The organism is Microbacterium ureisolvens (assembly GCF_015278315.1).
Taxonomy (GTDB): Bacteria; Actinomycetota; Actinomycetes; order Actinomycetales; family Microbacteriaceae; genus Microbacterium; species Microbacterium ureisolvens.
In genome coordinates, this window is record NZ_JADIJE010000003.1 from 414,441 (window position 1) to 438,409 (window position 23,969).

Annotated in this window: 25 protein-coding genes; 13 read left to right on the forward strand and 12 right to left on the reverse strand. The window is 71.2% G+C overall.

Annotated elements, in window-relative coordinates:
- Window positions 1-103: 103 nt before the first annotated feature.
- Together msrA and msrB are read right to left on the reverse strand one after the other, a co-directional pair.
- Entirely contained in the window at window positions 104-658 is a 555-nt protein-coding gene (gene msrA / locus IM767_RS06935) for a peptide-methionine (S)-S-oxide reductase MsrA (RefSeq protein ID WP_109211686.1), read from the reverse strand.
- The gene (gene msrB / locus IM767_RS06940; protein ID WP_109211685.1) at window positions 655-1,140 is read right to left on the reverse strand and encodes a peptide-methionine (R)-S-oxide reductase MsrB; all 486 of its coding nucleotides are present in this window, start codon (window positions 1,138-1,140) and stop codon (window positions 655-657) included. Before msrB ends, msrA begins: the two co-directional genes overlap by 4 nt.
- Window positions 1,141-1,338: 198 nt before the next feature.
- On the opposite strand from msrB, the gene IM767_RS06945 reads away from it, so the two are divergent.
- Window positions 1,339-1,800: a VanZ family protein gene (locus IM767_RS06945; RefSeq protein WP_162564376.1), complete on the forward strand. Its 462-nt coding sequence runs from the start codon at window positions 1,339-1,341 to the stop codon at window positions 1,798-1,800.
- Here IM767_RS06945 and IM767_RS06950 read toward each other — a convergent pair.
- Window positions 1,773-2,867 (reverse strand): sensor histidine kinase, encoded by a 1,095-nt coding sequence (locus tag IM767_RS06950; RefSeq protein WP_109211683.1) that lies wholly within the window; start codon window positions 2,865-2,867, stop codon window positions 1,773-1,775. The genes IM767_RS06945 and IM767_RS06950 overlap by 28 nt on opposite strands.
- Window positions 2,864-3,523, reverse strand: a complete 660-nt coding sequence (locus IM767_RS06955; protein WP_109211725.1) for a response regulator transcription factor — start codon at window positions 3,521-3,523, stop codon at window positions 2,864-2,866. Before IM767_RS06955 ends, IM767_RS06950 begins: the two co-directional genes overlap by 4 nt.
- A gap of 79 nt (window positions 3,524-3,602) precedes the next feature.
- Between IM767_RS06955 and IM767_RS06960 the strand changes: the two genes are divergently transcribed.
- A complete protein-coding gene (locus IM767_RS06960; RefSeq protein WP_239453451.1) occupies window positions 3,603-4,211 on the forward strand; it encodes a M15 family metallopeptidase in 609 nt (202 codons plus the stop codon).
- A 39-nt stretch (window positions 4,212-4,250) separates the two neighbouring features.
- On the opposite strand, the gene IM767_RS06965 is transcribed toward IM767_RS06960, so the two are convergent.
- From IM767_RS06965 to IM767_RS06975, 3 genes are all read right to left on the reverse strand, one after another.
- Window positions 4,251-4,838 (reverse strand): DUF2238 domain-containing protein, encoded by a 588-nt coding sequence (locus IM767_RS06965; RefSeq protein ID WP_109211681.1) that lies wholly within the window; start codon window positions 4,836-4,838, stop codon window positions 4,251-4,253.
- A complete protein-coding gene (locus IM767_RS06970) occupies window positions 4,835-5,680 on the reverse strand; it encodes an endonuclease/exonuclease/phosphatase family protein (protein WP_109211680.1) in 846 nt (281 codons plus the stop codon). The genes IM767_RS06965 and IM767_RS06970 overlap by 4 nt, the downstream gene beginning before the upstream one ends.
- Window positions 5,681-5,819: 139 nt before the next feature.
- On the reverse strand, window positions 5,820-7,325 hold the full coding sequence (locus IM767_RS06975; protein WP_109211679.1) for a SulP family inorganic anion transporter: 1,506 nt from the start codon (window positions 7,323-7,325) through the stop codon (window positions 5,820-5,822).
- 225 nt (window positions 7,326-7,550) lie between these two features.
- Here IM767_RS06975 and IM767_RS06980 point away from each other — a divergent pair, with 225 nt between their 5' ends.
- Together IM767_RS06980 and IM767_RS06985 are read left to right on the forward strand one after the other, a co-directional pair.
- Window positions 7,551-8,516, forward strand: a complete 966-nt coding sequence (locus tag IM767_RS06980) for a TIGR03885 family FMN-dependent LLM class oxidoreductase (protein ID WP_109211678.1) — start codon at window positions 7,551-7,553, stop codon at window positions 8,514-8,516.
- The gene (locus tag IM767_RS06985; RefSeq protein WP_109211677.1) at window positions 8,513-10,174 is read left to right on the forward strand and encodes an alpha-amylase family protein; all 1,662 of its coding nucleotides are present in this window, start codon (window positions 8,513-8,515) and stop codon (window positions 10,172-10,174) included. Before IM767_RS06980 ends, IM767_RS06985 begins: the two co-directional genes overlap by 4 nt.
- An 18-nt stretch (window positions 10,175-10,192) precedes the next feature.
- On the opposite strand, the gene IM767_RS06990 is transcribed toward IM767_RS06985, so the two are convergent.
- Window positions 10,193-10,969: a glycosyltransferase family 2 protein gene (locus IM767_RS06990; RefSeq protein WP_109211676.1), complete on the reverse strand. Its 777-nt coding sequence runs from the start codon at window positions 10,967-10,969 to the stop codon at window positions 10,193-10,195.
- A 346-nt stretch (window positions 10,970-11,315) separates the two neighbouring features.
- On the opposite strand from IM767_RS06990, the gene IM767_RS06995 reads away from it, so the two are divergent.
- The gene (locus IM767_RS06995; RefSeq protein ID WP_109211675.1) at window positions 11,316-11,660 is read left to right on the forward strand and encodes a DUF2200 domain-containing protein; all 345 of its coding nucleotides are present in this window, start codon (window positions 11,316-11,318) and stop codon (window positions 11,658-11,660) included.
- A gap of 183 nt (window positions 11,661-11,843) precedes the next feature.
- On the opposite strand, the gene IM767_RS07000 is transcribed toward IM767_RS06995, so the two are convergent.
- Window positions 11,844-12,839, reverse strand: coding sequence for an aggregation-promoting factor C-terminal-like domain-containing protein (locus IM767_RS07000; RefSeq protein WP_109211674.1), 996 nt, complete (start codon window positions 12,837-12,839; stop codon window positions 11,844-11,846).
- 248 nt (window positions 12,840-13,087) lie between these two features.
- Between IM767_RS07000 and IM767_RS07005 the strand changes: the two genes are divergently transcribed.
- The 4 genes from IM767_RS07005 (at window position 13,088) to IM767_RS07020 (ending at window position 17,212) form a co-directional block, all read left to right on the forward strand.
- A complete protein-coding gene (locus tag IM767_RS07005) occupies window positions 13,088-14,392 on the forward strand; it encodes a M18 family aminopeptidase (protein ID WP_109211673.1) in 1,305 nt (434 codons plus the stop codon).
- Window positions 14,393-14,640: 248 nt separating this feature from the next.
- On the forward strand, window positions 14,641-15,786 hold the full coding sequence (locus IM767_RS07010; RefSeq protein ID WP_109211672.1) for a zinc-dependent alcohol dehydrogenase: 1,146 nt from the start codon (window positions 14,641-14,643) through the stop codon (window positions 15,784-15,786).
- Between the two features lie 21 nt (window positions 15,787-15,807).
- A complete protein-coding gene (locus IM767_RS07015; RefSeq protein ID WP_109211671.1) occupies window positions 15,808-16,398 on the forward strand; it encodes a hypothetical protein in 591 nt (196 codons plus the stop codon).
- A gap of 76 nt (window positions 16,399-16,474) precedes the next feature.
- Window positions 16,475-17,212 (forward strand): NUDIX hydrolase, encoded by a 738-nt coding sequence (locus IM767_RS07020; protein WP_109211670.1) that lies wholly within the window; start codon window positions 16,475-16,477, stop codon window positions 17,210-17,212.
- A gap of 13 nt (window positions 17,213-17,225) precedes the next feature.
- Here the strand turns inward: IM767_RS07020 and IM767_RS20750 are convergent, their stop codons facing one another.
- Window positions 17,226-17,801 (reverse strand): DUF2510 domain-containing protein, encoded by a 576-nt coding sequence (locus tag IM767_RS20750; RefSeq protein WP_204161316.1) that lies wholly within the window; start codon window positions 17,799-17,801, stop codon window positions 17,226-17,228.
- 74 nt (window positions 17,802-17,875) lie between these two features.
- Here IM767_RS20750 and IM767_RS07030 point away from each other — a divergent pair, with 74 nt between their 5' ends.
- From IM767_RS07030 to IM767_RS07040, 3 genes are all read left to right on the forward strand, one after another.
- A complete protein-coding gene (locus IM767_RS07030) occupies window positions 17,876-18,277 on the forward strand; it encodes a PPOX class F420-dependent oxidoreductase (protein WP_109211669.1) in 402 nt (133 codons plus the stop codon).
- 257 nt (window positions 18,278-18,534) lie between these two features.
- Window positions 18,535-19,338 carry a 23S ribosomal RNA methyltransferase Erm gene (gene erm / locus IM767_RS07035; protein WP_109211668.1) on the forward strand — a complete coding sequence of 268 codons (804 nt, stop codon included), beginning with the start codon at window positions 18,535-18,537 and terminating at the stop codon, window positions 19,336-19,338.
- 5 nt (window positions 19,339-19,343) lie between these two features.
- Entirely contained in the window at window positions 19,344-20,573 is a 1,230-nt protein-coding gene (locus IM767_RS07040) for a glycosyltransferase (protein ID WP_109211667.1), read from the forward strand.
- Between the two features lie 30 nt (window positions 20,574-20,603).
- Here IM767_RS07040 and IM767_RS07045 read toward each other — a convergent pair whose 3' ends face one another.
- Both IM767_RS07045 and IM767_RS07050 read right to left on the reverse strand, forming a co-directional pair.
- A complete protein-coding gene (locus tag IM767_RS07045) occupies window positions 20,604-21,593 on the reverse strand; it encodes an LLM class F420-dependent oxidoreductase (RefSeq protein WP_109211724.1) in 990 nt (329 codons plus the stop codon).
- A gap of 111 nt (window positions 21,594-21,704) precedes the next feature.
- Window positions 21,705-22,688: a helix-turn-helix transcriptional regulator gene (locus IM767_RS07050; RefSeq protein WP_109211666.1), complete on the reverse strand. Its 984-nt coding sequence runs from the start codon at window positions 22,686-22,688 to the stop codon at window positions 21,705-21,707.
- Window positions 22,689-22,749: 61 nt separating this feature from the next.
- Between IM767_RS07050 and IM767_RS07055 the strand changes: the two genes are divergently transcribed.
- Window positions 22,750-23,958 carry an epoxide hydrolase family protein gene (locus IM767_RS07055; RefSeq protein WP_109211665.1) on the forward strand — a complete coding sequence of 403 codons (1,209 nt, stop codon included), beginning with the start codon at window positions 22,750-22,752 and terminating at the stop codon, window positions 23,956-23,958.
- Window positions 23,959-23,969: the final 11 nt, after the last annotated feature.

Genomic DNA, 23,969 nt, shown 5'->3' on the forward strand with positions numbered 1-23,969 from the left:
TCACGACGCTGTGGAGGAGGGATCGCGGCCCGCGGGTGATACCCCCGTGAAGACGACGGATGCCGCGACCCGGCCGGGTCGCGGCATCCGCTCTCGTCTTCTCCTACGCCGTCGCGTCGGCGCGCTTGGGCAGCACCCAGCCCGCGCGGGGGAAGTGGCAGGTGTACCCGTTCGGGATGCGGATCAGGTAGTCCTGGTGCTCGGGCTCGGCCTCCCAGAACGGGCCCTCGGGCTCGATCGTGGTGACGGCCTTGCCCGGCCACAGGCCCGAAGCGTCGACGTCGGCGATGGTGTCGCGCGCGACCCGCTCCTGCTCAGGGGAGAGCGGGAAGATCGCGGAGCGGTAGCTCAAGCCGATGTCGTTGCCCTGACGGTTCAGGGTCGACGGGTCGTGGATCTGGAAGAAGAACGCGAGGATGTCGCGGTACGTGGTCTTCTCGGGATCGAAGACGATCTCCACGGCCTCGGCGTGACCAGGGTGCTTGCGGTAGGTCGCGTGCGCGTTCTCACCGCCGGTGTAGCCGACGCGCGTGTCGAGCACGCCGGGCTGGCGGCGGATGAGGTCCTCCATGCCCCAGAAACAGCCGCCGGCGAGGACCGCCGTCTCGGTGCCCGGGGTGCGGGTGATCTCGCCGGTGTCGAAGGGACCGCTGGTCATGATGCGTGCTCCTGGTTCTCGGGGTTCTGGTCGCTGAGCTTGTCGAAGCGGTCGGCGTACGCGCCGTAGCCCTCGTCCTCGAGCGACGAGGCGGGCACGAAGCGCAGTGCGGCCGAGTTCATGCAGTATCTCAGGCCGCCGGCCTGCCGGGGGCCGTCGGGGAAGACGTGACCCAGATGGCTGTCGGCGCCCGATGAGCGCACCTCGGTGCGCGGCAGCAGCAGCTTCCAGTCCTTCTTGGTCGTGACGGCATCGGGCTCGATCGGCTTGGTGAAGCTCGGCCACCCGGTTCCGCTGTCGTACTTGTCGACCGACGAGAACAGGGGCTGGCCGGACACCACGTCGACGTAGATGCCGGGCTCGTGGTTGTTCCAGTACGCGTTGCGGAACGCCGGCTCGGTGCCGTCCTCCTGCGTGACGCGGTACTGGGTGTCGGTGAGGCGGCTGAGCGCCTCGGGGGTCCTGCGGTAGTCGTTGCTCACGATTCCTCCAGTTCGACGCGGCTGGCTGCGGCGTCACAGAGAAGAACCGATGCCCGTGCCGATTTGGTCCCGCGAACCTGGGAGCGAGCTTCGAGTTCTCGCGGCGGGCTGCATCGGTCGCGGATGCATATGCTCCCGCAACATCCGCTCGCCTGGACTGGGAGGACCGGTCCGCAGCGGGCCGCGAGGGAGGACCATATGTCGGAGATCATCAGGACGCGGCGCCGCCGCGTGCGCGCCGTCGCGGTGCTGGCCGCGGCGGCGGCCGTGACGCTGCTGACGCTCGGACCGCGATCACTCGTCGCCCCCGCCCGTGGTGCGTTCCTGGGGCTTCTCGCCGACATCGCCCCGCTGGAGGCGTGGTTCCCCGGCGGAGACGCGGAGCGCGCCCTCAACACGGCCATGTTCGTGCCCTTCGGCGCCGCGCTGGCGATGATCCTCAGCCGGCGCGCTTGGCCGATCGCCATCCTCGCCGGACTTGCGGCGTCGACGTTCGTGGAGTGCCTGCAGGCGTCGATCCCCGGCCGGGTGCCTGATCTGCGCGATGTCGTGTGGAACACCGTGGGCGCCGCGATCGGCGCGGTCGCGGTCACCGCGGTCCGGCTGATGCTCGCGGCCGGCCGGCGCGATCGTCAGCGGGGCAGGGTGACGCGCACGTGAAGCCCGCCCTCGGGCAGAGCCGACACGAACAGTGCTCCGTGATGCGCGCGCACGATCGTGGCGACGACGGCGAGCCCGAGTCCGGACCCCTCGACCTCGCTCGCCCGTCGCGTGCGCCCGGCGCCGCGCACGAACGGCTCGGTGAGCGTCGCCGCGACGTCGGGGGAGAGCACCGGGCCGCTGTTGGCGACCGACAGCTCGACGCCGGGGGAGTCCGAGACCGTCACGTGAACCCAGCCCTCGTCGACGTTGTGCACGACGGCGTTGTGCACGAGATTCGCGACGAGCTGAGACAGAAGCGTGCGATTGCCACGGACCACCACCGGCGAGAGGGCCGTGTGCAGACGGATGCCGCGGGCCGCGGCATCCGTCTGCACAGCGTCGACCTCCTCGGCGACCAGCGCCCCGAGATCCACCGCCGTCGCCTCCATCGCCTGTCCTCGCCCCGCCCTCGCGAGGGCGAGGAGCGCCTCGGTCGTGGCGATCGCGCGGTCGTTGGTGGTGCCGATGCGGTGCAGCACGCTGTCGATGTCGCGGCCGGCCGGATCGGCCTCGGCGACTTCGACGATGGTGCGGATGATCGCGTGGGGAGTGCGCAGTTCGTGCGAGGCGTTCGCGGCGAAACGCCTCTCTTCGTCGATCGTGTGCTGAACGCGGTCGAGCATCGCGTCGAGCGTGTCGGCGAGATCGGTGAGCTCGTCGCCGGCTCCCGGCAGGGCGACGCGCGTGTCGAGGTGGCCGTCGCGGGCGCGGCGGGCGGCATCGGTGATCCTCCGCAGCGGCCGCAGCACGAATCCGGCGAGCAGCCAGCCGCCGACGAGACCGAACACCACGAGAGCGGCCATCGCCCACCACGCGTACCGGACGAAGACCTCGAGCAGATCGGAACGATTGGGCGCCCAGCCGCCGTCCATGACGTAGAGGGCGCGGTCTGGCACGAACCTCAGCAGCAGGAAGCCGACGACGAACATCGCGACCCCAGCCACCACGAGGAAGGCGGCGTAGCTCAGCGCGAGCTTGATCCGCACGGAGAGGCCGCGCGAGCGCGGCGCGGAGCTTCCTGTCATGTGCTCATCCGGTACCCGACGCCGGCCACCGTCTCGATCGCCCACGGTTCGCCGAGGCGCTTGCGCAGCGTCGAGATCGTGATGCGCACGGCGTTCGTGAAGGGATCGGCGTTCTCGTCCCACGCGCGCTCCAGAAGATCCTCGGCGCTGACGACCCCGCCATCGGCGACCATGAGCACCTCGAGCACCGCGAACTGCTTGCGGGTGAGCCCGACGTACCGGCCGTCGCGGTAGACCTCGCGACGGAACGGATCGAGCCGGATGCCGGCCACCTCGACGATCGGCGGAGTCCCCGCGGCCGGACGTCGACCGAGCGCTCGCAGGCGCATGACGAGCTCGCGCAGCGCGAACGGCTTGGTGAGGTAGTCGTCCGCGCCGCTCTCGAAGCCGGCCGCCTTGTCGTCGAGCCGGTCGGCGGCCGTCAGCATGAGGATGCGGGGACCGGCCGGCGTCGCGGCGAGGCGACGGGCGATCTCATCGCCGTTGGGGCCTGGGATGTCGCGGTCGAGCACGACGACGTCGTACGTGTTGACCGCGAGCAGCTCGAGAGCCGAGTCCCCGTCGCCGGCGATGTCGGCGGCGATGGCCTCCAGCCGCAGCCCGTCACGGATCGCCTCGGCGAGGAACAGCTCGTCCTCGACGATCAGCACACGCATGCCCACCAGGCTAGATCGTCGGGGTTATCGCGGGTGTATGCGTTTGCACGTACGCCAGGGCAACACGCGCTCGCGTGGAATGAGCACCATGTACGACCACCTGAGCGCCACCACCGCCGATCCGCCGCCCTCCCGCACGCGCCTGCTCATCCTCCTCGCGCTCGGAGTCGGTCTGTCCCTGCTCCTGGCAGGGTTCAGCATGGCGGCGGCGCAGAGCCTCCTTCCACCCGATATCTCGGCGTTCACCCCGACCGCCGAGGACGGCTATCGCGCCGACGGCGAGGTCGTGACGCTCGCGGACGAGGATCTGCCCATCATCGCCCGGCTCGACCCTGCCCTGAGGGATGCGCTGCGGCAGGCGGAGGCCGCGGCCGTCGCAGACGGCGTCGCGTTCCAGGTGACCAGCGGCTGGCGCAGCGAGCGCTACCAGGCGCGGCTGCTCGAAGACGCGATCGAGGAGCACGGGAGCGAACAGGTCGCGCGGGAGTTCGTCGCGGCCCCGGATCTCTCGAAGCACGTCACCGGCGAGGCCGTGGACATCGCCCCGATCGACGCCCAGGACTGGCTCATCCGGCACGGGGCGGTGTACGGGATCTGCCAGACCTACGCGAACGAGCGGTGGCACTTCGAGCTGGCGACCGATCCCGGCGGGGTGTGCCCCGAGATGAGACAGGATGCGGCCGGCTGACGACTGAGGTCGCGGACGGAGACCTGGTGGACGTCCGGCTCATCGGGGTCGCGACGGATCGTCCGTCAGCCTGACCCTGGAGACCACGAGGCCGGCGAGCAGGCCGCCCAGGCCACCGGCGGCCATGTCGCCGATCGTGTCCTGGTAGGTCACGAAGATCTCGGGCGCGATGAAGGTGCGCCCCACCCACTCGAGCATCTCCCACAGTGCGCTGAGCGCGAGGCCGAGCGCCGTCACGAGCACCACCGGGGTCGCCCGGCGGGTCTCGTCGCCGAGGGGCGCAGGCACGATCTGCAGCCGGGCGAGGATGACGTAGGTCATCGCGGCGAGCACGCCGGTGCACACGAAATGCACGACGAGGTCCCACCCCACGAGCGTCTCGTAGAGGTGCAGCACGTTGCTCCATGCGGCGACGAGCACCGTGACGCAGAACAGGATGTCGAAGGAGGGGCGGACGCCCACGAACCGGGGCACGACCAGGGCGAGCAGCGAGAGCGCGACGATGCCCGCGTCGGTCGGTCGCCACCAGACGAACGCGGCGATGACGCTCAGCACGCCGATCAGCCGGACGCCGTCGGCCAGCCATTCGCCGGGCCCGTGGGGCGGGCGGAGGAAACGCCGGATCATGCCGCTCCCTCCGCGTCGCGGATCCTCGCGACGGCCTGGACCGGGAGGTGGTCCGACGGCCATATCCCCTCGATCGGTCGTGCGTTGATCGCGGCGCGTTCGACGTCGACGCCCGCGGTCACCAGGATCCAGTCGATGCGGGGGCGGTCCGGTCTCGGCGACCGATAGTTCACGAAGGTGCCGACGGATGCCGTCACCCGGCGCTCCGCGGTCGACCAGGCGTCCCGCAGCACGCCGTCGTCGAGCAGTGCCCGCAGCGTCCGCGAGTCCGCGCCGGCGTTGAGGTCGCCCGCGAGCACGGTCGGGCCGAAGCCGGCGATCGTCTTCAGCGCGTCCGCCGCGCGCAGGCGCGAGCGAGGCGAGAACGGATCGAGGTGCGTGTTGATCGCGGTGAACTCGTGCCCGGTCGCACGGTCACGGAAGCGTGCGGCCACCGCGATGCGCGGAATCAGGTTGCCCCAGGTGCGAGAGCCGGACTTGTGCGGGTGCGCCGACAGCGCGGTCTGCTCCCATTCGGCCAGCTCCAGGCGCTCGTCGTCGTAGAACAGCGGGCACCCCTCGCCCCGTCCGTCGCGCCCGTGCCCGCGTCCCACGAAGCGATAGCGGGCGCCGAGCGCCTTGAGCACGGCGCGGGCCTGGTCGGGCATCGCCTCCTGCGTACCGAGGATCGTGGGCTGCTCCAGCTGCAGCAGCGCCCGCACCGCCGGAGCGCGGTGGCGCCAGCGGTCGGCGCGCCGCCACGCGATCCCAGTCATGCGGCGCCGGATGTTGAACGACATCACGTGGAGGAAAGGCGCAGCGACCGGTCCGATGAGCGGCCCGTCGGCAGGATCGTCGACCATGGCCCTCCTCGCGTCTGCTCTGGTCACAGTAGGCGGATGAGGGGGTTCGCTGGCAAGGGGTTGCGCCGCCGGGCCGATGCAGACAAGGGCGCCGCGGTGGCGCGGGGCGGCTTGTGCTCGGATCGTGGAGTTCTGCTACCTACCCCGCGGAGCCGAGCTCGCCGCTCAGCCGCCGGTGGAACGAGGATGCCGCGTCGCTCATGCCGTGCAGCTCGACCGTCGTGCCGCGCTGCTCGTACTTCGTCGTGATGGCGTCGAGCGCGGCGACCGTCGAGGCGTCCCACACGTGCGTCCGGGACAGGTCGATGACGACGTGCGCGGGGTCGGCCGCATAGGCGAACTGGGTGGTGAGGTCGTTGCTCGAGGCGAAGAACAGCTCTCCGTCGACCACGTAGCGGGCGGTGCCGCCGTCGACCGAGCGCGTCACCGTCGTGAAGTGCGCGACGCGCCGCGCGAACAGGACCATGGCCGCCAGCACGCCCAGGATGACGCCGACGGCGAGGTTGTGGGTCCACACCGTGGCCACGACGGTGACGAGCATCACGAGCGTCTCGCTGACCGGCATCCGCTTCAGCGTCGACGGGCGGACGCTGTGCCAGTCGAAGGTCATGAACGAGACGACGATCATCACGGCCACGAGCGCCGCCATCGGGATGAGCCCGACGATGTCACCGAGCACGACGACCAGGATCAGCACCCACACACCGGCGAAGAACGTCGAGATGCGGGTGCGGCCGCCCGACGTCTTGACGTTGATCATCGTCTGGCCGATCATCGCGCAGCCGCCGGTGCCGCCGAAGAAGGCCGACACGACGTTGGCGACGCCGAGACCCCACGCCTCGCGGGTCTTGCGCGAGTGGGTGTCGGTGATGTCGTCGACGAGCTTGGCCGTCATGAGCGACTCGAGAAGGCCGACCAGCGCCGCGGCGAACGCGTACGGCGCGACGATCTCCAGCGTCTCCCAGGTGAGGGGCACGTTCGGGATCAGCAGCTCGGGGAGGCTGCGCGGCAGCTCGCCCTGGTCGGCGACGTTCGGCACCGACGACAGGCCGAACACGACGACGGCCACCGTGAGCAGAACGATCGCGACGAGCGGCGCGGGGATCGCCCGCGTCAGGCGCGGCCAGAAGACGAGGATCCCGAGACCCACGGCGACGAGCACGTACACGGCCCACGGCACGTCGATCAGCTGCGGCAGCTGCGAGAGGAAGATGAGGATCGCGAGCGCGTTGACGAACCCGACCATGACGCTGCGCGGGATGAAGCGCATCAGCCGCGCCACGCCGAGCACCGCCATCAGCACCTGGATGATGCCCGCCAGAGCGATCGTGACGATGAGGTAGTCGGGCCCGTGCTCGCGCGCCACGGGTGCGATGACGAGGGCGACGGCGCCGGCGGCCGCAGTGATCATCGCGGGACGGCCGCCCGTGAACGCGATGACGACCGCCAGCACGAAAGACGAGAACAGGCCCACCCGGGGGTCGACGCCCGCCACCACCGAGAACGCGATCGCCTCCGGGATCAGCGCGAGCGCGACCACGAGCCCGGCGAGCACCTCGCGGGTGAGGAGCCGGGGGCGCCGCAGCGCCTGCAGGACGGTGGGCTCGATGCGGTAGCGATCGGCGGATTCTGCGACGGTGGACACGGGTGCTCCTCGGTTCTCGCGCGCACCGTTGCGCCCGCAGGGGGTGGGGAAGTGGGGAGGATGCCGCGACCCGCGCGGCCCTATCGACTCTAGTCGCGACGGGTCGGGGTGCCGTGGCCCGCCCGCGGCCGCCTCCGTAGCCACGGGGCCGCGCGCGACTTATCCGACACCGCAGCGGATCTCAAGAGCCTCGCCGGATCCGAGGGGCCTGGGCAGACTCGGGGGATGGTGTTCATAGGCTTTCACGCGTCCCATGAGCAGATCCTCCCGCGCGAGCTGCTGACCGCTGTGCAGCGGGCCGAGGCCGCCGGCTTCGACGGTGCCATGTGCTCGGACCACTTCGCCCCGTGGAACCCGCGACAGGGCGAGTCCGGCTTCGCGTTCAGCTGGCTCGGCGCCGCCCTGGCCCGCACCGGCTTCACGATCGGCATGGTCAACGCGCCGGGACAGCGGTACCACCCCGCGATCGTCGCCCAGGCGTTCGCCACGCTCGAGGAGATGTTCCCCGGACGCTTCTGGGCGGCGCTGGGTAGCGGCGAGGCGATGAACGAGCACATCACCGGCGACCCGTGGCCGCCGAAGGATGTGCGCAACGACCGGCTGGCCGAGAGCGTCGACGTCATCCGCCGACTGCTCGCCGGCGAGGAGGTGACGCACGAGGGGCTCGTCTCCGTGCATCGGGCACGGCTGTGGAGCCGGCCCGCCGCTCCGCCGCCGCTGCTGGCGACGGCCGTGAGCGCCGAGACGGCGGCATGGGCGGCCTCGTGGGCGGAGGGCCTGGCCACCGTGGTGCAGGCCCCCGAGGCGCTCGAGCGCGTGGTGGACGCCTACCGCTCCCACGGCGGCACCGGCCCGTGCGCGCTCCAGGTGCACGTGAGCATCGCCGACACCGACGCCGAGGCGTACGCCATCGCGAAGGATCAATGGCGCAACGGTCTGGTCTCGCCGCCGCTGGCGTGGGACCTCGAGCAGCCCGAGGACTTCGACGCCGCGGTGGGGGAGGTGGATGAGGCGAAGCTGCGCCAGGCGGTGCTCGTCGATCCCGATCCGATCTCGCTGGCCGAGCGGATCGCCGAGCTCGCCGCGATCGGCTTCGACCGCGTGTACCTCCATCACGTCGGCCGCGAGCAGGACTACTTCCTCGATGCCGCGGCATCCGGCATCCTTCCCCGCCTCACGGAGGCCCGATGAAGATCACCGACACCAGCGACCTGTGGTGGAAGAGCGCCATCATCTACTGCCTCGACGTCGAGACGTACTTCGACGCCGACGGCGACGGCACCGGCGACATGCGCGGTCTCGCGCAGCGCATCGACTATCTGGCGCAGCTCGGCGTGACCTGCATCTGGCTGATGCCGTTCTATCCGACGCCCGATCGCGATGACGGCTACGACATCAGCGACTTCTACGGCGTCGATCCGCGGCTGGGCAATCACGGCGAGCTCGTCGAGATGATCCGGACCGCCCACGACCGCGGCATGCGCGTGATCGTCGACCTCGTCGTGAACCACACCTCCGACCGACACCCGTGGTTCCTCAAGGCCAAGCGCAGCGTGAACTCGCCGTACCGCGACTACTACGTCTGGCGGGACGACCCGCCGCCCAAGGGGCAGAAGAACACCGTCTTCCCGGGCGAGGCGGACGGGATCTGGACCAAGGACGAGGCCTCCGGCCAGTGGTATCAGCACAGCTTCTACGAGCACCAGCCCGACCTGAACATCGCGAACCCGGCGGTGCGCGACGAGCTCGCGCGGGTGATCGGGTTCTGGCTGGAGCTGGGGGTGTCGGGATTCCGCGTCGACGCGGTGCCGTTCTTCCTCGAGATGCCCGCGGGGGCGCAGATCCCCGATCCGCACGAGCTGCTGCGCGACTTCCGGCGCTTCCTGCAGCGCCGCTCCAGCGAGGCGATCCTTCTGGGCGAGGTCAACCTGCCGTACGACCAGCAGATCGCGTACTTCGGCGGCGAGGACGCCAACGAGCTGTCGATGCAGTTCGACTTCATCGGCATGCAGGCCTTCTATCTGTCGCTGGCGCGCCAGGACCCGGCTCCGCTGATCGACGCGGTGACCTCTCGCCCGGCCCTGCCGGTCGAGGTGCAGTGGGCGAACTTCCTGCGCAACCACGATGAGCTGACGCTCGACAAGCTGAGCGACGCGGAGCGCGAGGAGGTCTTCGAGGCGTTCGCGCCCGATGAGCGCCAGCGGGTGTACGGCCGCGGCATCACGCGCCGGCTGCCCCCGATGCTGGCCGACCCGCGTCGCATCCGCATGGCGTACAGCCTCATGTTCACCCTCCCGGGCACCCCGGTGCTGTTCTACGGCGAGGAGATCGGCATGGGTGAGAACATCGACATCCCCGGCCGCAGCGCGGTGCGCACGCCGATGCAGTGGACGGGCGAGCGCAACGGAGGGTTCTCGCAGGCGCCGCCCTCGCGGCTGGTGGCGCAGCCGCCCGGCGACGGCTACGCACCCGAGCACGTCAACGTCGCCGACCAGATCGAGGACCGCGGGTCGCTCCTGCACTTCTTCCGCGACCTCACGTCGCGCTACCGCATCTCGCCGGAGCTCGGCTGGGGGGAGTTCGAGGTGCTCGAGCAGCCCGTCGAGGCAATCCTGGTGCATTCCGTCCGCGCCGACGTCGGCCGCATGGTCGCGATCCACAACTTCGCGGACGTGCCGGCGACGACGCGCTTCGCGCTGAAGGACGAGCCCGAGGGCACCAAGCTCGTCGATCTGCTCGGCGCGAACCGCATCCCGCTGGACGAGCGCGGCGCCGTCGAGATCGAGGTGCCGCCGTACGGCTACCGCTGGCTCCGGGTCTCGCGCCCGGGCGACGGCCGCGTGTCGTAGCGTGCCGCGGCATCCGGTTCAGGTCGCCGGCGAGCGACCGAGCCGGGTGCCGCGCAGCGCCGCGCGCAGCGCGCGGCGCGTCCAGCGCACCGGCGGGAAGTCGCGGGGAAGGTGCACCAGCACCGTTCGCAGCCCGCGCGCGACGCGGCGGCCGAACGCGACGCCGCTCGTGAAGGGCCGCATCGACATCCCCATCGTGGCGCCGCGCAGGAGCCGGATGCGCCCGAACTCGCCCAGGTGGAACGCCAGATCCATGTCGTCGTGCAGCTCGGGATCGTCTCGATGGACGGATGAGCGGACGCCGCGCCACGCCGTGCGACGCATGCCCAGGTTCGAGCCGAACAGCGGAAGGTGACCGAGTGTCAGGGTCATGACGGCCGCGTACGCGCCGAGGTAGACGGCAGCGAGCGGGGTGCGCAGGGCGCGTGGACCGTCGACGAAGCGCGCTCCGCCGGTGAACGCCGCGACGTCGGGGCGCGCGGCGAAAGCGGCTGCCATCGCGCCGACCCACGCCGCATCCGGCACGCAGTCCGCGTCCAGCCGCAGCACGAGGTCGCCCACGGCGGCGTCGTAGCCGGTCGCGCTCGCTGCGGGGATGCCCGGCGCCTCACAGCGGACGACGCGAGCACCGAGCGCGCGCGCGACGCCGGCCGAGGCATCCGTCGATCCGTTGTCGACGACGATCACTTCGTCGGCCGGCCGCGTCTGCCGGGCCAGTGCCTGCAGGCAGCGGGCGAGCTCGGTGTCGTCGTCCTTGACCGGGATGACGACAGAGATGCGGAGGGCGTCGGCCATCTTCCGAGTCCATCGCAGCCAGGTGCCCGGCAGAAGGGACTTGACGAGGCGATCCGGTCACCGGTGCGCTCCGGCATAGGTTGTCGGGCTTGCGGCGCCGGTAGCAGTTGCGTCGGGCACATGTCAACAGGCGTTCGCTCTTCTGTGCCTCGCCCTACGCTTGCAGAGCAAGGAAGGCAGTTCAGCGCGAGACGGTCGAGCATCGGCGTTCGGGTCGCCGGCCAGACTCCCGTGACACGCGCGGATGGTCCCGGTGGGAGGGCTACCCACCGGGACCATCGCTCTTCCTGCTGGGCCGGACGACGGAGCCGGTGACGCGTTGGAACCCCGGTATTACCCTGGCGTCATGCACCGGATCTACTCGATGAGCTTCGCGTCGGTCTACCCGCTCTACGTGACGAAGGTCGCGAAGAAGGGGCGGACGAGCCGGGAGCTCGACGACGTGATCGAGTGGCTCACCGGGTTCGATGACGCCGACCTCAAGCGCCACCTCGACGAGCACACCACCTTCGAGGACTTCTTCGCGGACGCCGACCTGAACCCGAACGCCTCGCTCATCACGGGCGTGATCTGCGGCATGCGAGTCGAGGAGATCGACGACCCCCTGATGCAGAGGATCCGCTACCTCGACAAGCTCGTCGACGAGCTGGCGCGCGGCAAGGCCATGGAGAAGATCCTCCGCACGCCGTGAGCTCTGTGGTGTCTCACGCCGTGACGCCCTGCGGGGGCTCATGCCGTGACGGCGCGTGTGGGGTCTTCATGCCGTGACCGCGCGTGTGGGGTCCGGACACAGGCGAAGAGGGCACGTCCGCGGTGCGAACGTGCCCTCTTCGGAGCTGACGGGCGTCGATCCCCGGGACGGGGTGGTGACGGGTCAGTACCAGCCGGTCGACTGCGAGTGGCCCCACGCGCCGCACGGGGTCCCGTAGCGGCCCGAAATGTAGCCGAGGCCCCACGCGATCTGGGTCGCCGGGTTCGTCTGCCAGTCGGCGCCGGCGCTGCCCATCTTGCTGCCGGGGAGCGCCTGGGGGATGCCGAAGGCGCCGCTCGAGCGGTTGTAGGCCTGGTAGTTCCAGCCGGACTCCTTCTGCCACAGCGACACGAGGCAGCCGAACTGGTCGTCGCCCCAGCCGTAGCCGCCGAGCATGGCGCGGGCGGTCGCCTGCGCGTCGGCCGGGCTCGTGCCGCCCACGGCGCCGCCGGTGGCGAACACGGGGCGCGGAGCGGCCGGCGCTGACGACGACGACGAAGACTTCTTCGCGGCGGCGGCTGCCGCCTCGGCCTCGGCTGCGGCCTTCGCGGCGGCGGCGGCCTCAGCCTCTCGCCGCGCCTTCTCCTCCGCCTCGCGCTGCGCCTTCAGAGCGATGGCGGCGTCGAGCTTGCCGCGGAGGGCCTGCGCCTGCTCGCTGACCGAGGCGGTGAGCGTGGTCACGGTCTCAGCGAGCTGCGTCGAGTACATGGCGGGGAGCGTCTGCGCCTGGCTGAGATCCTCGAGCGCCGTCTCGAGCTCGGTGGTGTCGACCGTGGTCTCGGTGGTGCCGACGTCGAGGCCCGACGCGGCGATGTCGGCGGCGACGGTGGTCGCCGCGGTCTTGGCGGCGTCCGCATCGGAGACGGCCTTCTCGAAGGCCGTCTCGGCGGTCTGCTCGGAAGCGGTCTCGTCCGTCGCGGTCGTGTACGAGGCGAGCGCGAAGTTCGTCAGCGAACCGGATGCCTCAGCCTGGGACGCCGGCGCCGCCGTGGTGAAGCCGGCGGTGGCCAGCACGCCGATCGCGAGCGTCGCCGCGACGAGCACCGGGCGACGGCGGACGCGGCGTTCGGCGCGTCGAACGGTGCGGCGGGCGGGCAGGAAAGACGTGTGGGTGCGCATGAAAAACCGGGTTCCGTATCGACGAATTGCGCCACGCGGTGGCGCGTCGTGACCGTTCGGGCGGACACAAGTCCCCGAGTCTCCCCGGCTTTTCTGGACGGTTCCGGTGCGTTACCTGAACGTTACATGTGAGCGGAAAGGTCGAAAAGGCCAGATCAAAAGCGCGCATCCCGCCCGCCCGGGCGGTGAGGAAGTGCCTCCGAACTACGATCGAAGCACCGCTCACCGCTCCTCGAGGAGGCTCGCCCGTGCCCTCATCCACCGCTCCCACGACCCGCAGCGCCGCGCTCACCCACGCTGACGACCTCGCCGCATTCGTGGCCGCGTCGCCCTCGAGCTTCCACGCGGCAGCCGAGGTCGCCGACCGCCTCGAGCGGGCAGGCTTCCGTCGACTCGACGAGGCCGAGACCTGGCCCTCGCCGGCGGGGGGCAAGTACGTGGTGGTGCGCGACGGCGCCGCGATCGCGTGGGTGGTTCCGTCGTCGGCCGACGCGGCGACGGGGGTGCGCATCTTCGGGGCGCACAGCGACTCGCCCGGATTCAAGCTCAAGCCCCGTCCGACGACGGGCAGGCTCGGCTGGCTCCAGGCGGGCGTGGAGATCTACGGCGGTCCGCTGCTGAACTCGTGGCTCGACCGCGAGCTGCGACTGGCCGGCCGTCTCGTGCTCGACGACGGCACGAGCGTGCTCGCGGCGACGGGCCCTCTCCTGCGGCTGCCGCAGCTCGCGATCCACCTCGACCGCGAGGCCAACGACCACCTCGCCCTCGACAAGCAGTCGCAGACGCAGCCGGTGTGGGGGCTCGGCGCCACGGAGTCCGCCGACCTCCTCGGCGAGCTGGCCCGTGAAGCGGGGGTCGATGCCGCCCGCATCCGCGGCTACGACATCGTGACGGCGGACTCGGCGCGCGGGGCGGTCTTCGGCCGCGACGACGTCTTCTTCGCGTCCGGGCGCCTGGACGACCTCGCATCGGTGCACGCCGGTGTCGTCGCCCTCGAGCGCGCGGCCGACGGATACGACGCCGACCACATCGCGATGCTCGCCGTGTTCGATCACGAAGAGGTCGGGTCGGGCACGCGCTCCGGCGCCGCAGGGCCCTTCCTCTCGGACGTGCTGGAGCGGCTGTGGCTGGCGCTCGGCGCCGACCGCGAGCAGCAGCTCCGGGCGCTGGCGGCGTCGTGGTGCGCCTCGAGCGACGTCGGCCATTCCGTGCACCCGAACTACGCCGAGAAGCACGACCCCGTGGTGCAGCCCGTGCTCGGCTCGGGACCGATCCTCAAGATCAACGCCAACCAGCGCTACGCGACGGATGCCGCGGGCGCGGCCGCCTGGAACGGCTGGTGCGCGCAGGCCGGGGTCACCAGCCAGGAGTTCGTCTCGAACAACGCGGTGCCGTGCGGGTCGACGATCGGCCCGATCACCGCGACGCGGCTGGGCATCCGCACGGTGGACGTCGGCATCCCGATCCTCTCGATGCACTCGGCCCGCGAGCTCGCCGGCGTCAGCGACCTCTGGGACCTCACGCGGGTCGCCGAGACCTACTTCCGCGGCTGACGCCCTGACGCCCTGACGCCCTGACGCCCTGACACCGGGGCTCGGGGGCGCACAGAATCGGAAGTCCTCGCCGACACGCCGTGAACGGATGCCGCGGCCCGGCGTGTCGAGCAACTCGTCCGATTCTGTGCTCGAGCGGGAGGCTCCCCGGGCGATTCACGCGCGTGCCAGGTCATCCGCTCGAGCGCAACCCCCTCCGCCGATTCCGCACCACCCCGCAGGGTGTCGGAAGACACCTGGAGGCGCACATGAAGGCGATGACGTACCGCGGACCGTACAAGCTCCGCGTCGGGAACAAGCCCGACCCCGAGATCGAGCACCCGAACGACGCGATCGTGCGGGTCGAGCTCGCGGCGATCTGCGGGTCCGACCTGCACCTGTACCACGGCATGATGCCCGACACCCGGGTCGGCCACACGTTCGGGCACGAGTTCATCGGCACCGTCGAACAGGTCGGCGGCTCGGTGCAGAACCTGCAGGTGGGCGACCGGGTGATGGTGCCGTTCAACATCTACTGCGGCTCGTGCTTCTTCTGCGCGCGGGGCCTCTTCTCGAACTGCCACAACGTCAACCCGAACGCCACCGCGATCGGCGGCATCTACGGGTACTCCCACTCGACCGGCGGCTACGACGGCGGGCAGGCCGAGCTGGTGCGGGTGCCCTTCGCCGACGTCGGGCCCACGGTGATCCCCGACGACATCGCAGACGAGGACGCGCTGCTGCTCACGGACGCCTTCTCGACCGGGTACTTCGGCGCCCAGCTCGCAGACATCGTCGAGGGAGACACGGCCGTCGTCTTCGGCGCGGGACCTGTGGGCCTCGCCGCCGCCCGCTCGTGCTGGCTGATGGGCGCAGGGCGTGTCATCGTCGTCGATCACCTCGGCTACCGGCTCGACAAGGCCCGCGACTTCGCGTTCGCCGAGACCCTGGCCTTCACGCAGGTGGGCGACGTCGTCCGCGAGCTGAAGAAGATGACGGACGGACTGGGAGCGGATGTCGTGGTGGAGGCGGTCGGCGCGGAAGCCGACGGTCATGTGATCCAGCATGTGACGTCGGCGAAGTTCAAGATGCAAGGCGGCTCGCCCGTCGCCCTGAACTGGGCCATCGACTCGGTGCGCAAGGGCGGCACCGTCTCGGTCATGGGCGCCTACGGCCCGATGTTCAGCGCAGTGCGCTTCGGCGACGCGATGAACAAGGGGCTCACGCTGCGCATGAACCAGGCGCCCGTCAAGCGTCAGTGGCCGCGCCTGTTCGAACACATCCGCGCCGGCCACCTGCGGCCCAGCGAGCTCATCACCCACCGCATCCCCCTCGACCACATCGCGGAGGGATACCACATCTTCTCGTCGAAGCTCGATGACATCATCAAGCCGGTCATCGTGCCGGCGACCTGATCCAGGATCACGGAGGACGACATGCCGTACACCGCTGACAAGCCCGGCTCCACCCCCACCGCGGACGAGCTGCGTGCTCGCATCCCCGGCTGGGGCGCCGATCTGGCTGCCGCAGACCGGCCCGCATTCCCGCGCGAGCAGCCCGGCATCGACACCGGCGCGCACTGGGAGATGCCCGAGGAGCAGCCGCGATCCGGCGCCCGCGAGAAGTCCGTGGAGCACGACCGTCTGACGCCCGTCTTCGGCACCGCCCAGCCGCTGCACGGACTCGCGGGCGTCGTGAAGCGCTACGCATACGACACGTACAGCGAGGGGCAGACGGCGCATTGGCTGCTGCTCATCCTGGGCGATCGCATCGACTCGGCGACCGCTCACGCCCGGTCGCTGTTCTCGCGCCGGCCGGACGATCCGCTCACCCAGTCGGGGATCCTCGGCGAGCGGGGGCACCGTCCGTTCTCGTCGCGCTTCGGCCGCGGGCGCGCCGACCTGAAGCACGCGTGGCTCGACCCGCTGCTGGTGTTCGGTCCGTGGATCCTGACCGGCGCGCTCGCCGTGGCGGCCGGTCGCGCGGCGCTCTCACCCGTCGTGCGGCGTCGTCGGGCCTCGTCCTGACGGCCGGCCCGCGGTCGCGCCCGTCGATCGAGGCGCGGTTGCGCCCGGCGTCTGAGGATCGGCGTAGCCTGAACGGATGCCGCAGCCGACGACTCCGCCGCACGGCGAGGTGCTGTCCGCCTCGACGCAGGGAGCCCGCGCCCAGCTGAGCGCGCTGGCGACCGCGTCGGGGAGCGGCCCGCTGCTGGACCTGCCGATGCCGGCCGATCCGCGTCGGGCGGCGGTGCTCATGCTGTTCGGGGTGCTCGACGGCTACCCCAGCGCGCACGACGCCGACGCGCGGGCGGTCTCGCGCGACCTCGACGTGCTGCTTCTGGCGCGTGCCACGACACTGCGCGCGCACCCCGGGCAGGTGGCCTTCCCCGGCGGGCGGATCGACCCGGGCGACGGCGGCCCGGTGGACGCGGCGCTGCGCGAGGCCCAGGAGGAGACGGGGCTCGATCCGGCGGGTGTCGAGGTGCTCGGCGTCCTTCCCGAGATCCCGCTCGCGTTCTCGCAGCACCTCGTGGCTCCGGTGCTCGCGTGGTGGCGGCATCCGTCACCGGTCCGCGTGGTCGACGAAGCGGAGTCGGCCGACGTCTTCCGTGCGCCGGTCGCCGACCTCCTGAACCCCGCGAACCGCGGCGTCACGGTGATCCGCCGCGACGGGCAGGAGTGGCGCGGCCCCGGATTCCTCGTGCGGCATGCGGCGGGGGAGCACCTGGTGTGGGGCTTCACGGGCATGGTGCTCGAGGCGCTCTTCGACCGGCTCGGCTGGAGCGAGCCCTGGGACGATACGCGCGAGCTGCCCCTCGTGCTGCCCGAGACCGGCTGAACCCCGCCGCCGGTCACCGGTAGCGGTAGTGCTCCGCGCTGGAGTTGACCCACGTGACGAACCGGCGCGCCTCGGCGTCGCGCGGCGGCTCGAACGGCACCACCCACACCTGCGGGCCGCCGATCACCAGGTGCGGGAGCATCCGGTTGATCGAGCGGTTGAGGGTGCGCGGGGTGATGGCGCCGGCGGGACCGAACAGCCGGCGTTCGACGGCCGTGCGCGTGAACTCCGGCCGGCGCAGCAGCGCGTCGCCGGAGTCGACGGTGGCCTCCACCTCGCTCACGGGCTGGCTGAGGTCGCCGAAGTGGATCCAGCGGCCGTCGATGACGATCCCCGCGAAATCCTGCTCCTGGCCGCTGTAGCGCACCTGACCGGTCCATCGCCGGCCATCCCACCACCGCGTGCGCCCGCGCTGGTCGTCGTACCAGCCGGCCTGGGCGGGTCCGGACGCGGCGGGGCCGGCATCCGTCCGCAGCTCGACGTCGGTCTCGCGCAGATCGATGAACTGCTCGGTCCAGCGGGTGCCGTCCCACCAGCGCTGTTTGCCGGTGCCGTCGTCATACCACCCGGGTGCGGGCTGCGTCGCCATGATCCGAGGGTAGTTCGTGACGCGGATGGTCGGCGATCGACCCTCGGCCTCGGCAGCGACGGCAGACTGGACGCATGCCCTCCGTCGATGACATCGTCCCCACCGACCGCCGCCGGCTCCTCGAACTGCCGGTCTACGGCCACCTCGGCACCATCCGCCCGAACGACACCGCACAGGTGAACCCGATGTGGTTCGAGTTCGACGGGGAGCACGTGCGCTTCACCCACACCAACTACCGGCAGAAGTACCGCAACCTGCAGCACAACCCGTCGATGTCGCTGTCGATCCTCGACCCCGACAACCCGTTCCACTACCTCGAGGTCGCCGGTCGCCTGGTCGACGTCGTGCCCGATCCCGAGGGCGCCTTCTACGTGCGACTGCAGAACCGCTACGGCAACCCCAGCAGCACGCCGCCGCGCGACAAGGAAGACCGCGTGGTCCTCGTCATGTCGATCGAGCGCGCCACCCGGCAATAGCGGTACAGACCGCCAGGGGCGGGGAGGGATGCCGCAGCCGACCCACCCCGTACACTGGTCGCATGGGAATGATCAAGAGCGCGCCGATGGTGGCGTGCCCGTGCTTCATCCGCGAGCGCCGCGCCTGACGGCGCCCTCGCGATAATCCGCGGCAGCGCCGTCATCCGGATGCCCTGGCATCCGGTAGCGCGCCCTCGGCTTCGGCCCATGCATCCACGGCGTGCGCCGGGTGCTCCACCACGTCCTGGAGCGCTCCCATGCGAAACCGTTCTTCCCACGGCGGCCGGCACGAACTCGGCCAGAACTTCCTCACCCATCGTCCGACCATCAGAGGCATCGTCGACCTCGTCGCGACCACGCGCGGTCCCATCCTCGAGATCGGTGCCGGAGACGGCGCCCTCACCGTCCCGCTCGCGAGCCTCGGCCGCGAGATCATCGCGATCGACATCGACGAGCACCGCGTCCGCGCGCTGCGCCGCCGTCTTCCGCACGTGAGCGTCCAGCGGGCCGATGCCCTGCGGCATCCGCTCGACCGTCCCGTCGTCGTCGGCAACGTGCCCTACCACCTCACGACGCCCATCCTCCGTCGCCTGCTGGAGCGGCCCGGTTGGCGGCACGCGATCCTCCTCACGCAGTGGGAGGTCGCGCGCAAGCGCGCGGGCGTGGGCGGCGGCACGATGATGACCGCCGCCGCGGCGCCGTGGTTCGAGTTCTCGCTCCACGGTCGCGTCCCGGCGCGCCACTTCGTCCCGATGCCGAGCGTGGACGGCGGCGTCCTCCGGATCACGCGGCGGGCGGCGCCGCTCGTCGATCCTCGAGAGCGCGACGCGTACGAGCGCTTCGTCCACCGGATGTTCACCGGGCGGGGGAGCGGACTGCCCGCCCTCGTGCAGGCCGGCGCCGGGATCGCCCGGGCCCGAGCGCGTGGTGCCCTCGCGGACGCCGGCGTGGGCCTCGACCGCCTGCCTCGTGACCTCAGCGCCGAGCAATGGGCGGGCCTCTGGCGGCGGGTGGGCGGGCGATGGCGCCCTGATGCGGTCGCGCGGGTGCTGACAGGATGACCTCCATGGCGACAGTCGTCTTCTGCCCCGTGACGTTCAACCTCGCCGAGGTCACGCGCATGATCGAGGTGGCCCGAGCGCTCGACCCGGCGCACCGCGTGGTGTTCATGGGGTACGAGGCGGGCTTCGCGCACCTCATCGCCGACGCCGGCTTCGAGTACCGCGCCTGCGAGCCGGCGATGAGCGCCGCGCAGCGCGAGCAGCTGATGCGGTTCGACCAGGGGAAGACGCTGCGGAGCCCCCTGACGGACGACCTCGTCTCGGCACGCGTCGACGTCGAGCGGGCACTGCTCCGGGAGACGGATGCCGCAGCCGTCGTGATCGGATCCAACGTGACGTCGATGATCTCGGCGCGGGCCGAGAAGGTGCCGCTGTTCTACGCGGTGCCGTTCGCGCTCACCAGTCCGCAGGTGGAGCAGACCCGCCGGCTCGGGCTGGTGCGGGGGAGCGGCCGGATCGCGCACGCCGCGGACAGGGTGGCGACCAGCCTGCTGCGCTGGGCGTACAACCGCGCGCCGCTGGCGCCGCGTGCGTTCGCCCGGGTCGCGACGGCGAACGGCGTACCGCCGCTGAAGACCGTCGTGTCACTGCTCGAAGCCGACCACAACCTCCTCACCGTGATGTCGTGGGAGCTGCGCGGCTACACGCTGCCGGCCGGCTATCAGCGGGTCGGGCCGATCTTCGCGCACATCGACGCGCCCATGCCGCCGATCGTGGCCGAGCTCGCCGCGCGAGATCAGCCGCTGGTGTATCTGGGCCTCGGCTCGTCGGCAAGCCGTGAGATGGTGCTGGCGGCGGCATCGCAGCTCGGAACGCTGCCGGTCGATGTCGTCGCACCGGTGCGGCACTATCTGCAGAGCGGAGATGTGCTCCCGCCGAACGTGCACGTCACGGATCTCCTGCCCACCCACCTGCTGGGCGGCCTCGTCGACGCCGCCGTGCTGCACGGCGGCCAGGGGACGGTGCAGACGGCGTGCGCGGCCGGCATCCCGTTCGTCGGCATGGGGCTGCAGCCGGAGCAGGTGTGGAACGTCGACCGCTGCGTCGCGCAGGGCAACGCCCTCGCGCTCTCGCCGAAGCAGGCGGGCACGCCCGCGCTCGCTGCGGCGGTCCGGCGGCTGCTGTCGGACGCCGGCATCCGTGCCGCGGCGGATCGCGTCCGCGCCGAGTTCGCGGAAGAAGACGGCGCCGCGGCATCCGCTCGCGTCATCGAGGAGGCACTCGCCGCGCGGTGAGGAGACGGCGACGGATGCCGCGACCGCCCCTCAGCCGAGCGCGCGCAGTCGCTCGAGCAACGGCTCCGCGGCCTCGGCGAGGAAGCGGTCCTGCGCCTCGTCGCCGATCTGCACGATCGCCACGTCGGTGAAGCCCGCATCGAGGTAGGGCCGCACGCTCTCGGCGATGGCGTCGAGGTCGGGCCCGCACGGGATCGATGAGGCGACGTCCTCCGGGCGCACGAACTTGCTGGCCGCCTCGAAGCCCGCCGGCGTGGTCAGGTCGGCGTTCACCGGCCACCCGCCGCCGAACCACCGGAACTGGTCGTGCGCGCGCTGGATGGCGGTCTCCTCGTCCGGATCCCACGACACCGGGATCTGGCCGATCTTGCGCGAGTCGCCGGCGCCGAGACCGGACTCCGCGCCGTACACCTCGTTCCACTGCTGCACCAGCTCCGCCTGGGGCTCGACCGCGATCATGTGGTCGGCCAGCGGCGCGAAGGCGCCGATCGACTCGGGGCCCGAGACTGCCACGCCGATCTCGACCGGGGCGTCGGGGACGTCCCAGATGCGCGCGGAGTCGACCCGGAAGTGCTCGCCCACGTAGGTCAGCAGCTCGCCCGAGTGCAGTTCCCGGATGATCTCGATGGCTTCGACCAGGCGGTCCTGGCGTGTGTCGACGTTCGGCCAGCCCTGGCCCACGACATGCTCGTTGAGGCTCTCACCAGAGCCCAGGCCGAGCAGGAACCGGCCCTCGCTGAGGATCTGCAGGGTCGCCGACTTCTGGGCGACCACGGCGGGGTGATACCGCATGGTGGGGCACGTCACGTAGGTCATGAGCTCGACGCGGGACGTCACCTGCGCCACGGCGCCGAGCACGGTCCAGGCGTACGGGGAGTGGCCCTGGCTGACCAGCCAGGGGGAGTAGTGATCGCTGGACACCTCGAAGTCGAATCCGGCGTCCTCGGCCGCCTGCGCGTAGCGCACCAGCTCCCGGGGACCGCTCTGCTCGCCCATCAGGGTGTATCCGAATCGCACCATCATCGCTCCTCCGCGTCTGCGATCTGCGCCGCCCGGACGGCGGCCGGTCCTGGGCACGATACGGATGCGATGCCGCCGTCGCCGGGGGATTGCGGGCAGCGGGCGCCGATGCTACGGCTGCGAGGGATGTGCGGGCGGCGCGGGTGGGTGCGCCGCGCGGGCGAGCCGCTCGGCCAGCCCGCCCAGTGCGCTGCGCAGCTCAGGGGCATCGAGCACCTCGACGTCGGCGTCGAGCATCGTGACCCACAGCGCCAGCTGATGCGGGTCGTCCGAGCCGACGTGGACGAGGCACGTCGAATCGTCGATCGGCTCAACGAGGATGGACGACGGGATGCGCCGCTGCAGCACGTCGGCGGCGACGTGCGCCCGGACGGTCGCGCGGTACTGCCAGTGCGCTCGCCCGAGTTGCCCGTCCACGTAGGCGGCCACACCGCCGTCGGGTTCCGCCCGCGGTGCGAATCGGGGCCCGGTGGGGATGACGGGCCGGATGTGCTCGACGGGGAACAGCCGCCAGTCGGACGCGACGGGCACCCAGGCGAGCAGGTGCCAGGCGCCCTGGCTGCTCACGAGTCGGTGGGGCTCGACGTCGAAGCGCTCGTCGGGCGTCTCGGGTGCCACGCGGTGGAAGCGCAGGCGCTCTCGTGCCCGGATCGCCGTGGCGACGGCGGTGAGCACCTCGGTGGACACTGGCGATCTCGTGCCGTGCAGCGCGAGGATCGCTCCGTGCAGCGCGTCCACCCGGTGCCGAAGGCGCGACGGCATCACCTGTTCCAGCTTGGTGAGCGAGCGCACGGACGTCTCGTCGATGCCCGCGACGCCCGACGTGCCGGCTAGACGCAGGCCCACCGCCACCGCGATCGCGTCGTCGTCGTCGAGCAGCAGCGGCGGGATGTCGCCGCCCGATCCGAGCCGGTAGCCGCCGATGCGGCCCACTGTCGCCTCCACGGGGTATCCGAGCGTGCGCAGCCGCTCGACGTCCGCCCGCACCGTGCGGGTCGTCACGTCGAGTCGCTGGGCGAGCTCGGGCCCCGACAGGTCGGGGTGGGCGTGCAGCAGCGCGAGCAGTCGCAGCAGGCGGGCGGAGGTCTCGAGCACGTCTCCAGATTGGCACGAAAGGCGGAACGAAGTGCTCCGCCTTCGGTCATAGCGTGAGGGTATGAACACCGCAGCGAACGACATCCGTCCCTTCCGGATCCAGATCGACGATGCCGCCGTCGACGACCTGCGCCACCGTCTGCGCCACACGCGCTGGCCTTCGACGTCCGTCGTGGAGGGCTGGGAGCGCGGCGTGCCGCAGGACTACCTGCAAGGTCTCGCCGCGTATTGGAGCGACGCGTTCGACTGGCGTGCCAGAGAGCGGAGGCTGAATCGCCTCGACCAGTTCGTGACCGACGTCGACGGACAGGCCGTGCACTTCGTCCACGTCCGGTCATCGCAGGCCGATGCGGTGCCCCTCCTGATGATCCACGGCTGGCCGAGCACGCCGTTCGAGTTCGACGACGTCGTCGGGTCCCTCACCGATCCCGCGCGCGACGAGGTCGACGGCGTGCCGGTGGCCTTCCACGTCGTCGCGCCTTCGCTCCCGGGGTACGGCTTCTCGACACCCTTGGCGGGGGCCGGCTGGGGCAATCTGTTCCGCGTCGCCCAGGCGTTCGCCGAGATCATGGAGCGCCTCGGGTACGAGCGCTACCTCGTCCACGGAACGGATGCCGGAGCGGGCGTCGCCGGCCTTCTCGGGATGGTCGCGCCCGAACGGGTGATCGGGGTCCACCTGACCGGCACGGCGCCCGCCATGCCGTTCGGTCCTCCCATCGACGCCGCTTCGCTCACCGGCGCCGACCGTCGGCGCGCCGAGCGCTTCAATGAGGCTCAGGAGGATGCCTACGGCTATCTGCACCTGCAGTCGACGCGGCCGCAGACGCTGGCCTACGCGCTCGCCGACTCGCCGGTCGCGCAGCTCGCGTGGATCGCGGAGAAGTTCCACGAGTGGACCGACCCCGAGCACGAGCTTCCCGACGAGGCGGTCGATCGCGACGCGCTGCTCACGGCCGTCAGCATCGCCTGGTTCACGGGAGCCGGCGGATCGTCGGCGCACGCCACCTACGAGGGGATGCAGGTCTACCGTCAGATGGCTGCCGCGCAGGACGGAGCGGATGCCGCCCACGAGACGCCGTCCGGACCGCCGACGGGTGTGGCGGTCTTTGCAGCCGACAACACCGTCCGGAGCATCCTCGATCCTGCCGGCGCGATGGTGCACTGGCGCGAATACGACCGTGGCGGCCATTTCCCGGGGATGGAGACGCCCGAACTGCTCGTGGCCGACCTCGACGCGTTCGCGCGGCTCGTCGTCGCCGGCGGCGAGTGAGGCCGGTTGCG